The 15,908-nt window shown below is 59.2% G+C and carries 14 protein-coding genes; 4 read left to right on the top strand and 10 right to left on the bottom strand.

Annotated features, from left to right (window positions below):
• The first annotated feature begins 52 nt into the window (after positions 1-52).
• Positions 53-346, top strand: coding sequence for a GIY-YIG nuclease family protein (locus PKE98_RS02485; RefSeq protein ID WP_271193687.1), 294 nt, complete (start codon positions 53-55; stop codon positions 344-346).
• A gap of 189 nt (positions 347-535) precedes the next feature.
• On the opposite strand, the gene PKE98_RS27300 is transcribed toward PKE98_RS02485, so the two are convergent.
• Complete coding sequence (locus tag PKE98_RS27300) at positions 536-2,146, bottom strand: methyl-accepting chemotaxis protein (protein WP_271193686.1); 1,611 nt, start codon at positions 2,144-2,146, stop codon at positions 536-538.
• A gap of 126 nt (positions 2,147-2,272) precedes the next feature.
• On the bottom strand, positions 2,273-3,502 hold the full coding sequence (locus PKE98_RS02475; RefSeq protein ID WP_271193685.1) for a spore maturation protein: 1,230 nt from the start codon (positions 3,500-3,502) through the stop codon (positions 2,273-2,275).
• Between the two features lie 172 nt (positions 3,503-3,674).
• Between PKE98_RS02475 and PKE98_RS02470 the strand changes: the two genes are divergently transcribed.
• Positions 3,675-4,331 carry a DUF3313 domain-containing protein gene (locus PKE98_RS02470; protein WP_271193684.1) on the top strand — a complete coding sequence of 219 codons (657 nt, stop codon included), beginning with the start codon at positions 3,675-3,677 and terminating at the stop codon, positions 4,329-4,331.
• A gap of 78 nt (positions 4,332-4,409) precedes the next feature.
• Here the strand turns inward: PKE98_RS02470 and PKE98_RS02465 are convergent, their stop codons facing one another.
• Both PKE98_RS02465 and PKE98_RS02460 read right to left on the bottom strand, forming a co-directional pair.
• Positions 4,410-4,574, bottom strand: coding sequence for a DUF1328 domain-containing protein (locus PKE98_RS02465; RefSeq protein WP_271193683.1), 165 nt, complete (start codon positions 4,572-4,574; stop codon positions 4,410-4,412).
• Between the two features lie 203 nt (positions 4,575-4,777).
• Positions 4,778-5,212 (bottom strand): PA2169 family four-helix-bundle protein, encoded by a 435-nt coding sequence (locus tag PKE98_RS02460; protein WP_271193682.1) that lies wholly within the window; start codon positions 5,210-5,212, stop codon positions 4,778-4,780.
• Between the two features lie 235 nt (positions 5,213-5,447).
• Here PKE98_RS02460 and algB point away from each other — a divergent pair, with 235 nt between their 5' ends.
• The gene (gene algB, locus PKE98_RS02455; RefSeq protein WP_271193681.1) at positions 5,448-6,794 is read left to right on the top strand and encodes a sigma-54-dependent response regulator transcription factor AlgB; all 1,347 of its coding nucleotides are present in this window, start codon (positions 5,448-5,450) and stop codon (positions 6,792-6,794) included.
• Positions 6,795-6,804: 10 nt separating this feature from the next.
• Positions 6,805-8,589 (top strand): KinB sensor domain-containing domain, encoded by a 1,785-nt coding sequence (locus PKE98_RS02450; protein ID WP_271193680.1) that lies wholly within the window; start codon positions 6,805-6,807, stop codon positions 8,587-8,589.
• Positions 8,590-8,813: 224 nt separating this feature from the next.
• Here the strand turns inward: PKE98_RS02450 and PKE98_RS02445 are convergent, their stop codons facing one another.
• The 6 genes from PKE98_RS02445 to PKE98_RS02420 form a co-directional block, all read right to left on the bottom strand.
• The gene (locus tag PKE98_RS02445) at positions 8,814-8,999 is read right to left on the bottom strand and encodes a PA3371 family protein (protein WP_271193679.1); all 186 of its coding nucleotides are present in this window, start codon (positions 8,997-8,999) and stop codon (positions 8,814-8,816) included.
• A gap of 108 nt (positions 9,000-9,107) precedes the next feature.
• Positions 9,108-9,422 (bottom strand): hypothetical protein, encoded by a 315-nt coding sequence (locus PKE98_RS02440; protein WP_271193678.1) that lies wholly within the window; start codon positions 9,420-9,422, stop codon positions 9,108-9,110.
• Positions 9,423-9,630: 208 nt separating this feature from the next.
• Entirely contained in the window at positions 9,631-10,836 is a 1,206-nt protein-coding gene (locus tag PKE98_RS02435) for a hybrid sensor histidine kinase/response regulator (protein ID WP_271193677.1), read from the bottom strand.
• Positions 10,830-11,444, bottom strand: a complete 615-nt coding sequence (locus tag PKE98_RS02430) for a chemotaxis protein CheB (RefSeq protein ID WP_271193676.1) — start codon at positions 11,442-11,444, stop codon at positions 10,830-10,832. Before PKE98_RS02430 ends, PKE98_RS02435 begins: the two co-directional genes overlap by 7 nt.
• Complete coding sequence (locus PKE98_RS02425) at positions 11,441-12,262, bottom strand: CheR family methyltransferase (RefSeq protein ID WP_271193675.1); 822 nt, start codon at positions 12,260-12,262, stop codon at positions 11,441-11,443. Before PKE98_RS02425 ends, PKE98_RS02430 begins: the two co-directional genes overlap by 4 nt.
• Positions 12,262-15,750: a response regulator gene (locus PKE98_RS02420; protein ID WP_271193674.1), complete on the bottom strand. Its 3,489-nt coding sequence runs from the start codon at positions 15,748-15,750 to the stop codon at positions 12,262-12,264. The genes PKE98_RS02425 and PKE98_RS02420 overlap by 1 nt, the downstream gene beginning before the upstream one ends.
• Positions 15,751-15,908 lie beyond the last annotated feature (158 nt).

Here is a 15,908-nt window from a genome sequence, read left to right as displayed (position 1 = left end):
AATCCATAAATGCCCTTAGCCTGTGAACACCTCTCACAGCCAGGACGGCCTTATGGCAAGGACACCCACGGTCTACATTCTCGCCAGCCACAAAAATGGCACCCTCTACACCGGCGTCACATCCAACCCCGTCCAACGCATTTGGCAACATCGCAACGACTGCTTGCCCGGCTTTAGTCAAACCTATGGAGTTCACACGCTGGTGTACTACGAGGTGCATGAGGACATGTTGAGCGCTATCACACGGGAAAAGCAGCTCAAGAAATGGCGAAGGGAGTGGAAGCTGAAATTGATAGAAATGCGCAATCCACGGTGGCTGGATTTGTGGGAGGAGTTAGTGGGTTAACGCTCAACGAACGGTCCAGAATTCTGGGTCCCAGCCTGCGCTGGAACGACGGTGGACTCAGGAAAAACTCCGTCATTCCTGCGCAGGCAGGAATCCAGAATCGTCCAGGCAATCACCGTTCGCTCTGGCTCTCGGGGCCCTGGCCTACGCCGGGATGACCTTATTTATGCCGCCCCGCCCCACCTTCCGCTACAACCGAAACCGCTGCACCATCCCATTCAAATCACTCGCCAGCTTCGCCAACTGATCACTGGCCACCGACGTCTCATGCGCCCCGGTCGCGTTCTGCTCAGCAATGTCGCGGATGGCCACCAGGTTTCTATCCACTTCACGCGCCACACTGGCTTGCTCTTCGGCGGCGCTGGCAATCACCAGGTTCATGTCGTTGATCTGGTTGACCCGTTCGGCAATCAGCACCAACGCGCTGTCGGCCTGGCTGGCCATGATCTGGCTGCGGTTGGCGTATTCGCTGCTCTGCGCCATGGCGCTTACCGATTGCTGGCTGGCGCTCTGGATGGCGCTGATCATCCGTTCAATTTCCTGGGTGCTGGTTTGCGTACGCTGCGCCAGCGCCCGCACTTCATCGGCTACCACGGCAAAACCACGCCCCTGGTCGCCGGCGCGTGCCGCTTCGATGGCGGCGTTCAGCGCCAGCAGGTTGGTTTGTTCGGCGATGGTGCGGATCACTTCCAGCACACGGCCAATGGCGATGGCTTCATCGGCCAGGGTGGCGATGGTGGTGGAGGTGATGTTCAGGCGTTCGGTCAGTTGTTCGATCGTGGTGCGGGTGCTGCTCACTTGTTCGCGGCCAGCTTGCGCGGTTTCCTGCGCCTCGCGGGAGGAGTCGGAGGTGTGGTTGGCGTTGCGCGCCACTTCGTCCACGGCGGCAGACATCTCGGTCACCGCCGTGGCGGCCATCTGGATTTCGTCGTTCTGGCGCGTGATGCCGCGCGAGGAGTCATCGGTTACCGCGTGCAGCTGTTCGGCGGCCGAGGCCAGTTGCGTGGCGGAGCTTTGAATATTTAGCAATGTCTCGCGCAGGGTGCCTTGCATACCGCCGAGTGAGCGCTGCACCTGGGTCACTTCGTCGGCGCCTTCGGCTGCCACGGGCTGGGTCAGGTCGCCCGAGGCAATGCGTTCGGCCGAGGCGGCGAGCATGGCTAACGGGCGGGTAATGCTGCGGCTCAGCAGCACGGCGGCGAACACGGTAAAAATCACCGAGGCCAGCAAAATCACACTGAAGGTGATGGTGGCGTTGTTGGCACTGGCTTCGGCGCGTTCGCCGGCATCGGCGGCGCCGCGGTTGTTGAGGGCAATCAGGGCGTCGAGCGAGGTGATCAGGGCGTCAAAGCTTTGCTCGGACTGGGCGCTCACCGCTTGTGGCACCGCGCCGCTGCTCAAGGCGGTTAGTACGGCATCGAGGCTTTTCTCGTAGGCCGCACTTTTTTCCTGATAAACGCCGAACAGGCGGCGGTCTTCATCGAGGATGATGGTGCCTTCGTATTCTTTGTCGTAGCCGCGCACGCGCTGCTCGATGGTGCGAATTTCGCTGGTCAGCGAAGCCAGTTCGTTGGGCTGGGCGACGATCTCGTTTTCATTCAGACGCATCAGTTGGCGGTCGGACTTGATCTTGGCCATCAGGTCCAGGCCGCCCATCCACACGTCTTTTACTTCCAGCAAATTGCCTTTCAAGCTGGACAGCTCGCTCAAGGCCACGCCACCGGTTATCAACAGGCACAGCGTCAGTGCGCCGAACCCGATGAGATTACGCAGGCCCACACTCACAGAACGCAAAGACATGGCGAACTCCAGAAGTACCAAGGCGGTTGGTTGAGTCTAGACAGTGCGCGCCATGCTGCACCGGGAATATAGAGATGGCACTGCACCGGGCGGTGTGCGTATAGCGCCCCCCCTCACGCGACGCGCTTAGGCGAAGAACCAGTAGCAGACGAAGATTGCAGCGATCACCCCGGCCAGTTCGGCCAGCAGTGCACACCCCACCGCATGCCGCGCCCGCTGGATGCCCACGGCACCGAAATACACCGCCAGCACGTAGAAGGTGGTTTCCGTGCTGCCCTGAATGGTGGCCGCCACCAGGGCCGCGAAGCTGTCCACGCCATGGCTTTGCATGGTCTCGATCAACATCGCCCGCGCTGCACTACCAGAGAAGGGTTTGACCAGCGCGGTGGGCAAGGCGTCTACGAACCGGTTGTCCCAACCCAACTGGTCGACCACCCAACGAATGCCGTCCAGGCCAAACTCCAAGGCGCCAGAAGCCCGCAGTACGCCGACGGCGCAGAGCATGGCGACCAGATATGGCAGCAGGCTTTTGGCGACGTCGAAGCCCTCTTTGGCGCCTTCAACGAACGTTTCATACACCGGTACTTTCCGCACCGCGCCAACCAGCAAAAAAATCAGGATCAAACCGAACAGCGTAAGGTTGCCCAATAGCGAAGACAGGCTGGCGATGGCGGTGGCCGACATACCTGCCAGCAGCGCCATAAAGCCGCCCAGCAGCAAGGCGCCGGGTATCAGATAAGCCAGCACCACCGGGTCCCACAATCGCAGGCGTTGCATCACGGCCACTGACAGCAGGCCGACAAAGGTCGAGGCGCTGGTCGCCAGTAGAATTGGCAGGAAAACAAGGGTTGGGTCGAGCGCGCCTTGCTGCGCGCGGTACATAAAGATGGTGACCGGTAGCAAGGTCAGCGACGAAGCGTTAAGCACCAGAAACAGGATTTGCGCGTTGCTGGCCGTAGTGCTGCTGGGGTTGAGTTCTTGCAAGGAGCGCATGGCCTTGAGGCCGATGGGCGTGGCGGCGTTGTCCAGGCCCAAGGCATTAGCGGCGAAGTTCATGGTGATAAGCCCGAGCGCCGGATGCCCAGGCGGCACTTCCGGCATCAGGCGGCGAAACAGCGGGCCCAGCACCTTGGCCAGCCAATCGACGATGCCGGCTTTCTCGGCAATGCGTAGAAAGCCCAGCCACAGGGTCAGGGTGCCGAACAGCAGCACCATCACTTCCACCGACAACTTGGCCATGGCAAACAAGCTTTCGACCATAGCGGCAAATACACCGGCGTTGCCGCCCACTAGCCACTGCGACAAGGCGGCGATGGCGCCGACGATAAAAAAGCTCAGCCACAAGCCGTTGAGCATGGTGTGTCCTCTTGATGTGCCGCGGATGATAGCGGCGCTGCCCGCTGCAATGCCACCAAGTGCACAGTTTTCACCACTCGTCTGCGCAGTCATTTTTATCGGCTAGGCTGAAATCGCCATGCAGTGCCCGCGGGTGCGCAACGGTCCATTTCTGCCATTGGGAGCTTCAAGGATGACTAAACAGTTGCTTGCCAGTTTTGCCGTCAGCGCCGGTCTGCTTTTGGCCGGTTGTTCCAGCGCCACCACCCAGCCGGATCAGTATTCGGGCTTTTTGCCGGATTACTCGGTTCTCAAGCCAGCCACCTCGGCCAGTGGCGCGCCCGTGATGCGCTGGGTAAAGCCGGGGTTGGACCTGAATAAATACAGCTCGGTACTGGTGGAAAAACCGCAGTTCTATCCCAAGCCAAAACCTACCGACCAGGTAAACCAGAAGACCCTCGACGACATTGCCACTTACCTGCAGCAAGCCATGCAGCGTGAGCTGGCCGGGCGCTTGCGTGTCGTTAATCAACCAGACACCGATACGCTGATTATCCGCTCGGCCATTACCGCAGTGGATACCTCGGCCGAAGGCTTGAAGGTCTACGAGGTCATTCCCATTGCCTTGGTAGTTGCCGCCGCCAGCACCGCTGCTGGCACCCGTGATGAGGCCACCGACATCTATGTGGAGATGCAGGCTCTGGATGGCGGCACCAGCAAGCCGGTGGCCGAGGTGGTGCGCAAAGGCACGGGCCTGACCCTGGAAAACGACACCACGCAGCTGACAGTAAAAGACTTGAAGCCCGTGCTGGATGTATGGGCCAAGGACGCGCGTAATTTCAAACCGTAATGCCAACCGCGCCACCTAAAATGCACGCATAAAAAAACGCCCTCTTTTGAGGGCGTTTTGCGTGGTGCTGCTCAAGCGTCAGACTCGTCCGCGACGGCCGAAGATCAGCGAAACAACGAACATCACCAAGAACACGACAAAGAGAATTTTCGCGATGCCGGTTGCGGTGCCCGCAATACCACCAAAGCCCAACACTGCTGCGACGATGGCGATGATCAGAAATGTAACGGCCCAACTCAACATGATGTCTCTCCTTACATTTGGTTAGGGTCTGAACCCTGTTTGTCAGGAACCCTTACTGGGTTGGAACCGTGCCCAGCGGGCTTGGTTCAGGTTCCTTTGCTATGCATTTCGGTTAAAAAATTGCGTACTGCTTAGGGAAAACAAAACCTGCGCGCATTGCGTCCGGCCCATGCGTCAAGCAATGGGCCAGGCGCGCAGCAGGCTTACTTCAGGGCGTGTTTCAGGTCACGCATACGGTCGTGGCAGGCGCGCACTTTCGGCATTTCCACGGCCAGTGCCGCGCGAACGTCCGGGTCCGCATCTTCCATGGCGTCTTCGAAGGCATGCAGGATGCGGTCTTCGGTGTCTTCCAGTTCGGCAACGTAGGCAGCGCCCTCATCCTTGGTCATGCTGGCCTTGGTGTCTGCGTACACCTGACGCAGTTTGCCCATCACGGTGCCGCCCTGAGCCGGGGTGTCGTGGTTGGCAGCGACTTTCACGGCCAGTGCCTGGATCACCTGGATCTTGGCCTGCGACATGTCGCGGAACAGGGCTTGCAGTTGAGGGTCTTTCACCTCGGTGATGGCGTGCTCGTAGAAGCGCTGGCCGTCACGGGTGATTTCGATCAGTTCGTTCAGTTGGCTGGTGCGACTGCTCATGATGATTTCCTCTCTTGTGGTCGTGGCCGTTCTTGGCCTGTTGAGAGGGATATCGCAAGGGCTGTGCCAGCTTTGTTTGCATTTTTTATTCGTTTAAAAACAATAGTTTAACTAAGGTGATGGCACTGCTATGCCATGCACCTTGCAGGATGGGTTTAAATCCACCGTGCAAGTTGCACGAACTTGCCTGTACTTTCCGTGACTAACGCTCACTGCAACCGATCCGAGAACGAACATGGAAGCCTCCAGCCCTAAAAGTGGCCGTATTTTGTTGGTCGACGATGAGTCGGCAATCCTGCGCACGTTCCGCTATTGCCTGGAAGATGAGGGGTACACCGTCGCGACGGCGACCAGCGCTCAGCAGGCCGATACCTTGCTGCAGCGCCAGGTATTTGACCTGTGCCTGCTGGACCTGCGCCTGGGCGAGGACAACGGCCTGGATGTGCTCGCGCAGATGCGCCTGCAAGCGCCGTGGATGCGGGTGATCATTGTTACCGCGCACTCAGCCATCGATACCGCCGTGGATGCCATGCAGGCCGGCGCCAGCGATTATCTGGTGAAGCCGTGCAGCCCCGACCAACTGCGCATGGTCGCCTCCAAGCAATTGGAAATTCGCTCCCTGGCCGCGCGCCTCGAACAGTTGGAAGGCCAGGCGCGCAAACCCGGCGATGACCTGGACTCCCACAGCCCGGCAATGATGGCCGTGCTGGAAACCGCACGGCAGGTGGCCGGTACCGATGCCAATATTCTGATTCTCGGCGAGTCCGGTACCGGCAAGGGCGAACTGGCCCGCGCCATTCATGGCTGGAGCCAGCGCTCGAAGAAGGGCTCGGTCACCATCAACTGTCCCTCGCTTACCGCCGAGCTGATGGAAAGCGAGTTGTTTGGCCATAGCCGCGGCGCGTTTACCGGCGCCAGCGAAAGCACGCTGGGCCGGGTGAGCCAGGCCGACGGCGGCACACTATTTCTCGATGAGATCGGCGACTTCCCGCTGAGCCTGCAACCCAAGTTGCTGCGCTTTATTCAGGACAAGGAATACGAAAGAGTCGGCGACCCGGTAACCCGCCGGGCCGATGTCCGCATTGTGGCCGCCACCAACCTGGACCTGGACGCCATGGTGCGCGAGGGCAAGTTCCGCGAAGACCTGTTGTACCGCCTCAACGTCATCACCCTCAAGCTGCCGCCGCTACGCGAGCGTGCCGACGATGTCCTGGTGCTGGCCGACCGTTTCCTCGCTCGCTTCGTCAAAGATTACGCCCGCCCAGCCCGCGCCTTTACCGAGGAGGCACGCAACGCGCTGATGGACTATCAATGGCCGGGCAATATTCGCGAGCTGCGCAACGTGATCGAACGCGCCAGCATTATCTGCCCACAGGAATTGGTGGATGTCAGCCACCTGGGCCTGGTGGCGCCGACCAGCAGCAACGCCCCGCGTGTGGGTGCGGACCTGAGCCTTGAGGATCTGGAAAAAGCCCATATCGCCGCGGTGCTCGCCACCAGCGACACGCTCGATCAGGCGGCGAAAACCTTGGGTATCGATGCCTCGACCCTGTACCGCAAACGCAAGCAGTACAACCTGTGAAGTGCCCCCTATGAAGCCCGCCATGACCTTGCGAACGCGGTTCTTCCTGAGCTTTTCGGCGCTTATTACCGTGGCGCTGCTGGGCTTGTTGCTGGGGGTGGTTAGCGTATTGCGCATGGCCCAGACCCAGGAAGGACTGATTCAAAACAGCTTCGCCACCATCGACCTGAGCCAACGTCTGCGCACCAGCTTTGGCGACCAGTTGACCATCATGCTCCGCGAAAAACCGGACATGAAAGCGCTGCGTGCCTCGCAGGAGAAGTTCCGTAACCTGCTCGAAGAAAGCCTGGATTTCGAAGACCGCAGCGACCGTGAAGGCTTCGAGCGCATCGAAAAGGTCTACAGCGAGTTTCTGGTCATCCTCGACAAAGCCAACCCCGCCGAAGGTGGGGTCAATAACGACAATACCGTCAGCCAGGCCTTCAACCTGGTGCGTCAGCAGATGCTCGATGTGCAGCAGGTGGCGATCAACAAGGTGAGCATGGCCGAAGCGCAAGCGCGGGATCGGGCCAAGCTGATTGCACTGTTGCTCAGCCTGTTGGGCGTGGCCGTGTTGCTGATCGGCGTGCTCACCGCGCAAAGCATTGCACGGCGTTTTGGCACACCCATCGAGGCACTGGCCAAGGCAGCCGACAAGATTGGCCAAGGCGATTTCGATGTGATCTTGCCGGTGTCGTCCGTTAGCGAAATGGCCTTGCTCAGCAGCCGCTTCGGCGTGATGGCCGATGCGTTGCGCCAGCTCAAGGAAACCGACGTGGATGCGTTGGTGGCCAGCCAGAAACGCTTGCAAGCGGTGCTCGACAGCATCGACGACGGCCTGGTCATCATTGATGAATACGGCCTGATCGAACACGCCAACCCGGTGGCCATTCGCCAACTGTTCTGGGAGCACGATCTGCTGGGCAAAAGTTTTGGCAGCGTGATCAACCGTCCCGAGCTGGATGACGCCGTGAGCCTGGTGTTGAGCGGCAAGCAGCTGGAGCAGATTCCCGAAGACCTGCTGATTGAAACCGCCGGCGAAAAACGCCTGCTGGCCTGGGCACTGACACCGGTGCACCACAACGACGGCCGCACGGTGGGCGCGGTGATGGTGCTGCGCGATGTGACCGAACAACGTGCTTTCGAGCGTATCCGCATGGAATTCGTGCTACGCGCCTCACACGAACTGCGCACGCCGGTTACCGGCATGCACATGGCCTTCAGTTTGCTTCAGGAGCGCTTGAAGTTCGGCCCGGACTCGCGCGAAGCCGATCTGATTCGTACCGTCGATGAAGAGATGGCGCGCCTGGTGCAGTTGATCACCGACCTGCTGAACTTCTCCCGCTACCAGAACGGCCTGCAGAAACTCGAACGCGCGCCGTGCGACCTGCACGAGCTGATCGGCCAGACCCAGCAACGCTTTGCCGCCAAGGCCAGCGAGCGCGAGATCGACATTGTGGTCGAGGTGTTGGAGCCGCTGACCGAGGTGAATATCGACCGCCAGCAGATCGAGCGCGTGCTCGATAACCTGATTGGTAACGCACTACGTCACAGCATCAGCGGCAGCGAGATTCAGGTGCAGGCCCGTCGGCATGGCGAGCGGCTGATTATCAGCGTGCAGGATTACGGCGAGGGCATCGACTTCAGCCAGCAGGCACGGATTTTCGAGCCGTTTGTGCAAATTGGTAAGCGCAAAGGCGGGGCGGGGTTGGGCTTGGCATTGTGCAAAGAGATCGTGCAACTGCACGGTGGGCGCATCAGCGTGTATTCGCGGCCGGGCAAGGGGTCGCAGTTTTACATGGCGCTGCCGATCTGATTCAGGTGTTTGCCGCAGCCCTTGCGCGAAAGCGGGAAGAGAGCGGCTTTTTGTAGGAGCGACCTTGGTCGCGAACCCTGGAAAAGGAATTTTGCGGGGTTCGCCAGCAACCTGGCATCTATAAGCGTTTGGCAGAAAAGCAAAAAGCTCGAAGCTGAAGCCTCTCCTACAAGGGATATCCGTATCGTTGTAGGAGAGGCTTCAGCCTCGAGCTCTTTTTTTAGTTAACGCAGGACAGGATCGAACTTGATCCGCCGTCCCAATACCAACGCCAGCGCAAACATAGCCAACAGCACACCAGTGGTCACTTTCAGCAAGCTGATTACCACCAAATCGGTCAGCGGCGCATAAAGCACCACTGCGCAACAAACAAAGGCCAAAACCAGCAAGACCATCGCGGCTTTTGACATGGCTTCCATCCTCAGGCTCAGACACACACTAACTAACCCAACCTTTGTGACAGCCAGGCACACAGAGGGCCTGACGTTCGTCGGTCAGCATTTACGAAAAAACGGAATTCAGAAGGTCCAGCGCTGATTTTCAGGCTTGGGCACATGGGCAGTTTCGACGTCGTCGCTGACGTTTTGCCATTGCGCACCACGCAGCACTTCACCGGCAGGGGCGGTATGGTTGCTGGCCATCTGTGGCTCTGGCTGCATAAACGGGCTTTCAGCCCATTGCGGCTCGGTGAGTGGCTTGTTCAGCAGCTGCTGATGGGAAACCTTGGCCACGGACTGAACCGCCACAGCGTCGGGAGCAGAGGGAGTAGCGGAGGCATAAGCACCAGCGACAACCACAGCAGCGGCGCTCAACAGGTTCAGTACAGTGTTCATGGCGGCGACTCCATCGCAAATCAGATTCTTGTGTCTGAAATTGCAGGCGTCGTGCCAAGTAAAAGACGTTTTTTATTTCTTATAAATCAATGACTTACAAACAACTTTCAGAAGCATCGGTTGCACATTGCACGACCGGGCATTTTGCAGGATTGCATTTTGCACGACCGTTTATCGCCAGCGGTCTGAGGCTTAAGCGAAACGGCGGTCAGCCGTTGTCCACGCTGCGCGATTCCAGCGGTAGATACACCCGGAACAACGAGCCCTGCCCCGGGCGGCTTTCCACCTCGATAGTGCCCTGGTGCGAGGCCACGATCTGCTCGGTGATAAACAGGCCCAGGCCCAAGCCCTGAGTGACCTCGTTAGAGGACACCCGCTCGAATTGCTGGAAGATCCGCGACAAATCCGGCACGGAAATGCCGATGCCGTGATCTTGCACCTCGATACAGGCGCCTTCGGGAGTGGCCAGTACTCGCAGGTCCACTGGCTTCTTGGCGCCATAGCGCAGGGCGTTGGTGAGCAGGTTGACCACCACCTGCTCGATACGAAATTCATCCCACAGCCCCGTGACGGGCTCGGCGGCACTCAGGCTCACCTCGCAGCCGGCGGCGGCAATCTGTGCGCTGTAGTTTTCCAGCACCCGGCTCACCAGCGCAGACAGATCAAAACGGGTAGGCCGAATAGACAGCTTGCCGGTGCGAATGCGCGAGACATCCAGCATGTCCTCAATTAGGCGCACCAGGCTGTTGATCTGCCGCTCGTCGCGCTCGGTCATGGCCTTGAGCTTGTCAGCGGTGAACGCTGCCATATCGCCTTTGCTCAGGCGCAGCTTGCGCAACTGAGTTTCCAGCACCAAGCCATTGAGCGGCGTGCGCAGCTCGTGGGAGACGATCGACATAAAGTCGTCGCGCATGCGCACGGCCTTTTGCAGGTCGTCCTGGGCGGCGCGCAATTCACTCAGGAGAATTTCCTGTTCCTTGCGGCTTCTTTCCAGCGCGATCACTTGCTCATTGATGGCCTGACGCTGGCGGAACAGTTCGACAAATACGGTGACCTTGCTCTGCACCGCCTGGATATCCAGGGGTTTTTGCAAAAAATCGACGGCACCGCTTTCGTAACCGGTAAAGGCGTAGTTCATCTCGCGGCCGGCGGCGCTGACGAAGACAATGGGAATGTGTTTGGTCTTTTCCGTGCCGCGCATCAGCTCGGCCAGTTCGAAGCCATTCATGTCCGGCATCTGCACGTCGAGAATGGCCAAGGCAAATTCGTGCTGCAACAGCAGCCCCAACGCTTCTTCGCCGGAGGAGGCCTGAAATACCTGGCGGCGCTCACCACGGATCAATGCGTCGAGCGCCAGCAGGTTTTCCGGCAGGTCGTCGACGATCAGCAGTTTGGCTTCGATGGTGCTTAGCATTGGCTTTTATTCAACTCCGCGAGCAGCGCCTGGATGCCGGGGATCGGCAGCACGAAATCGGCTGGGCCGAGCGCCAGCGCCGCTTCGGGCATGGTGGGGACCTGGGCGTCAGCCGGGTCTTGAACGACGGTGAGACCACCGAGCTGCTTGATGGTTGCTATTCCTTGTGCGCCGTCCTCGTTAGCGCCGGTGAGCAGCACGCCCATCAGCGCAGGACCGTACACATCGGCGGCCGATTCAAACAGCACATCGATTGAGGGCCGGGAAAAATGCAACGGCTCTTCGCGGCTCAGGGAAAAGCTACGGTCATTTTCGATCAGCAGGTGATACCCCGAAGCCGCAAAATACAAGGTGCCTCCTTGCAGGCTCTCTTTGTCATCCGCCTCTTTTACGCGAACGCCCAGGCGTTGCTGAAACACCTCAGCCAATTGGCTACGGCGATCGTCAGGCAGGTGCAGCACGGTAACAATCGGAAGCCGGTAGTCGGCACCCAACCCGGCAAAAATCTGCAGCAGAGCCTGCACGCCGCCAGCTGAAGCACCTATCACCACGGCTTCCAGCGCGCTGGCGCGGGAAAGCAGCAGGGAGTCGAGAGTGCCGGTATTCATGCTTTGCGAAAGATCCGTTCGGATTTGACCAGGGGTTCAAAACGCTTGGCATAACTTGAGAAGTCTAGGCTTTCCTTGCTGCCCAGGCCGAGAAAACCACGATGGCACAACGACTCGTGGAACAGGCCGAAGGCGCGGTCTTGGAGTGCCTTGTTGAAGTAAATAAGGACATTGCGGCACGACACCAGCTGGGTTTCGGAAAACACGCTGTCGGTAGCCAGGCTGTGGTCGGCGAAGGTCACGTTTTCGCGCAGCGACTTGTCGAACAACGCGCCTTCATAGGCGGCGGTGTAGTAGTCGGAAAACGCACGCTGGCCGCCGGCCTTCTGGTAGTTCTCGGTATAGGTGCGGATATTTTCCAGGGAAAAAATCCCGCGCTCGGCTTTTTCCAGCGAGCGCGGATTGATGTCGGTGGCGTAAATGATCGAGCGCTCCAGCAAGCCTTCTTCCTTAAGCAGAATCGCCAGGGAATAAACTTCCTCGCCCGTACTGCAACCGGCCACCCACACCTTCACCGACGGGTAGGTTTTAAGCAGCGGCACCACTTGCTGACGCAGCGCCAGGTAGTAGCTGGGGTCGCGAAACATCTCGCTGACCGGGATCGTCAGGTACTGCAGCAACTGCATGAACGCGCTGGGCTCATGCATGATGCGCTCCTGCAACGCCGTGATGGTGTTGCAGTTGAACTGCTGCAAGGCGTGGCGTACGCGGCGCTTGAACGACGCGCCGCTGTAGTCACGAAAATCGTAGTTGTACTTGAGGTAGATGGCCTCGATCAGCAGGCGCAGCTCTATCTCGATATCGCGGTCTGGCGCCATCAAATACGTTCCAGTTTGGGAAGCCAGACGCGGATCAGCGAGAACAGCCGATCCAGGTCAATGGGCTTGGCCAGATAGTCATTTGCGCCGGCCTGCAGGCAGCGGTCCTGGTCGTCCTTCATCGCCTTGGCAGTGACGGCAATCACCGGCAGCTTGCGCCAGCGCGGGTTCTTGCGGATTTCAGCGGTGGCTTCATAGCCATCCATTTCCGGCATCATCACGTCCATCAACACCAGGTCGATGTCTTCGACTTCTTCCAGCTTAGTCAGCGCTTCGCGGCCGTTGCGCGCCACTTCCACCACCGCGCCTTTGTGCTCCAGGGCGCTGGTGAGGGCGAAGATATTGCGCACGTCGTCATCGACCACCAGGATGCGCCGGCCTTCGAACACCTTGTCGCGGTTGCGCGCGGTTTTCAGCATGCGCTGGCGCTCACTGGAGAGCGTGGATTCCACCTTGTGCAGGAACAGTGTTACTTCATCCAGTAGGCGTTCCGGCGAGCGCGCACCTTTGATGATGATTGAGCGCGAGTACTTCATCAGCTCGATTTCTTCATCACGGGTGAGATTGCGCCCGGTATACACGATCACCGGGGGGAACGAGCAGATATCTTCTTCGGACATGCGCTTGAGCAGCTCATTGCCGCGCATATCCGGCAGCTTCAAGTCAATGATCATGCAGTCGAACACCGTGGTGCGCAGCAGGTCCAGGGCCTGGGCAGCAAACTCGACTGCGGTGATTTCGATGTCGTCGTCCCCGATCAGGCGCGAGATGCTGTCGCGTTGCAGGGCATCATCTTCCACCAGCAGCACACGTTTGACCTGTTGGGCCAGCTTGGCTTCGAGCTTGGCGAATACACCCTTGAGGTGCTCGCGGGTGGTGGGTTTTACCGCATAGCCGATGGCACCCAGTTGCAGCGCGGCTTCCATGCGGTCTTCCACGGAGATCACGTGCACGGGAATATGCCGCGTGCGGGGGTTGTCCTTGAGCCGTTGCAGGGCGGCCAGGCCGGAAATGTCGGGCAGGCGCATGTCCAGCAGGATGGCATCGGGCAGGAACTGATCGGCCAGTTGCAAGCCATCGTCCGCGCCGTGGGCCACCAGGCAGTTGTACTTCAGCTCGTGGGCCAGGTCGTAGAGGATCTGCGCAAAGTTCGGCTCGTCTTCGATCACCAGAATGCGGCGGCTGCCTTGTTGCAGGTGCTCGCGGTCGTCGTCGAACCGGGCGATGACTACAGGAGCGGAGGTCGTCGACGGGGCAGGCGAAAGGGGAGCCGTGGCCGGCATTATCGGTGGCAGCTCGGGCACCGACTCCAATATGAATCCTTCTTCATAGGCCTGTGGTAGCACCAGGGTGAAGGTACTACCCTGGCCCGGCGCACTGACGACGCCGATGGAGCCGCCGAGCAAGGTGGCCAGATCACGGGAAATCGACAGACCCAACCCGGTGCCGCCATAACGGCGGTTGGTGGTGCCATCGGCCTGGCGGAAGGCTTCGAAAATATAACCTTGCTGGTCTTCGCGAATGCCGATGCCGGAGTCTTTGACGGCGAACGCCACACGGCCATCGTCCAGGCGTGAGATCGTCAGGTTTACCTGACCCACCTCGGTGAACTTGATGGCGTTGGAGAGCAGGTTCTTGAGGATCTGCTCCACGCGCTGCTGGTCGGTAAACAGGGTGCTGGGCACATTGGGCTGCAGATCGATCGTGAAGCCAAGCTGCTTGTCAGCAGCTACTGGCTGGAACACCGTACGCAGGGATTCCACCAGGCGGTTGATCGGAATATTTTGCGGGCGCATTTCAAGCTTGCCGGCCTCGACCTTGGAAATATCCAGAATGTCGTTGATCAACAGCAGCAGGTCATTGCCGGCGGAATAGATGGAGTCAGCAAACTTCACTTGCTCGGCAGTGAGGTTGCCGTCCGGGTTGTCACCCAGCAACTTGGCCAGAATAAGCGAGCTGTTGAGCGGTGTGCGCAGCTCGTGGCTCATGTTGGCGAGGAACTCGGACTTGTACAGGCTGGCGCGCTGCAGCTCCTGGGCGCGTTCTTCCAGCTCGCGCTGAGCCGTGCTCAGGGCGTTATTCTTTTCGTCCAGAATGTCGCGCTGGTCTTCCAGGCGCTGGGCCTGGTCAGCCAGTTGTTCGTTGGTCTGTTCCAGCTCGGCCTGCTGGCTTTCCAAGTGCGCCTGCGACTCCTTGAGTACCCGCGACTGTTCTTCCAGCTCTTCGTTGGCGGTACGCAGTTCTTCCTGCTGCACTTGCAGCTCTTCGTTGAGCTGCTGGGTTTCAGCCAGCACGTCCTGCAGGCGTTTGCGGTAATGGGCGGCGTCGATGGAGGTGCCGATATTGGCAGCGATCAACTCGAGAAACTCGATGTCCAGGTCAGTGACCGGGCGCAGAAAGGCCAGCTCCAATACACCGTTGACGGTGTTCTCGTTGCTGATCGGCAGCACCAGGATATTGAGCTGCGAGGTGCTGCCCAGACCCGACGTTACACTGAGGTAGGCATGGGGCAGGTTGTCCAGGCGAATCAGACGGCGCTCCTGCACAGCCTGGCCAACCATGGTGTCATTGCCCGTGTAGCGCTGCTCGCTGTTTTCCTGCTCGGCCGGAAGGCCGAAGCAAGCAACGCGCTCGATGATGCCCAACTGATCGCGAACATAAAAGGCGGCCACACTGACGCCCAGGTAGCCGGCCAATTGACTGAGCACCGCCTTGCCCAGCTGCGGCAGGGTCTTCTGCCCCAGCACTTGTTCGGCGAGCAGGCTCTGACCGTTTCGCAGCCAGGATTTCTGTTCGATGACAGCGGCGCTGCGCTCTTGCTCGGCCAGCGAATTCGAATAACTGTTGGAAAGACCGAGCAATTCACGGCGGCCCATAAAGGCCAGAATGCCGCTAACGATCAGGCTAAAGATCAGGTAGACCGCAATCGTCAAAATGACGGTGTTATTGGCTTCGTTATTGCGCTGGAAGCGCAGCTGCTGCTCGGTGGCAATAACTTCGTCGAAACCTTTGCGGATTTCGTCAGTCAGTTCTTTGCCACGTCCGCTTGAAACGATCAGTTGATAGTTCTCGCCAGCGCGGCGGCTTTGAATGATGGCGTCGGCAAATTTGGCCCATTGCTCTTGCAGCGCTTCCATGCGGCGAAAGCGATCGACCTGGATGGGATTGTCCTTCACCAGCTCCTGCAGCGAGCGCAGCTCGGAATTGATGCGCGGGCGGGCCACATCAAACGGCGCGAGGAATTTCTCATCACCGGTAATCAGAAAACCGCGCATGCCGGTTTCCTGGTCTACGGTGAGCCGATAAGCCTCGTTGGTATTGCCGATGACGCGGTCGGTGTGTTCAACCCACTGCAACACGTTGAGGAGGTAGTACACCAGGCCGATAAAAAAGATAGCGCTGATGACGCCCACGCCCAACGGCAGCGCGACGTTGCGGCTGAGGATGCGACGGAAACTTTTTTCGTCGATGGCGGTTGAGTTGCTCATCTGCATTCCTTGCGTAAAAAGTCTGGATTCTGCCGTAAAGCCCTGGAAATGTGCATGCTTATTCCTACAGGTGCAAAAAGATTCAACCGCCGACCATAGCCCGCGTAGCCTAGCCACAGGTACTCTCCCCGGCGCCATTTGGCCGGTGAACACATGCA

The organism is Pseudomonas turukhanskensis, assembly GCF_027922365.1.
Classification (GTDB): domain Bacteria; phylum Pseudomonadota; class Gammaproteobacteria; order Pseudomonadales; family Pseudomonadaceae; genus Aquipseudomonas; species Aquipseudomonas turukhanskensis.
Note: the sequence above shows the minus strand (reverse complement) of the source record. Positions and strands in the feature narration are given on the sequence as shown.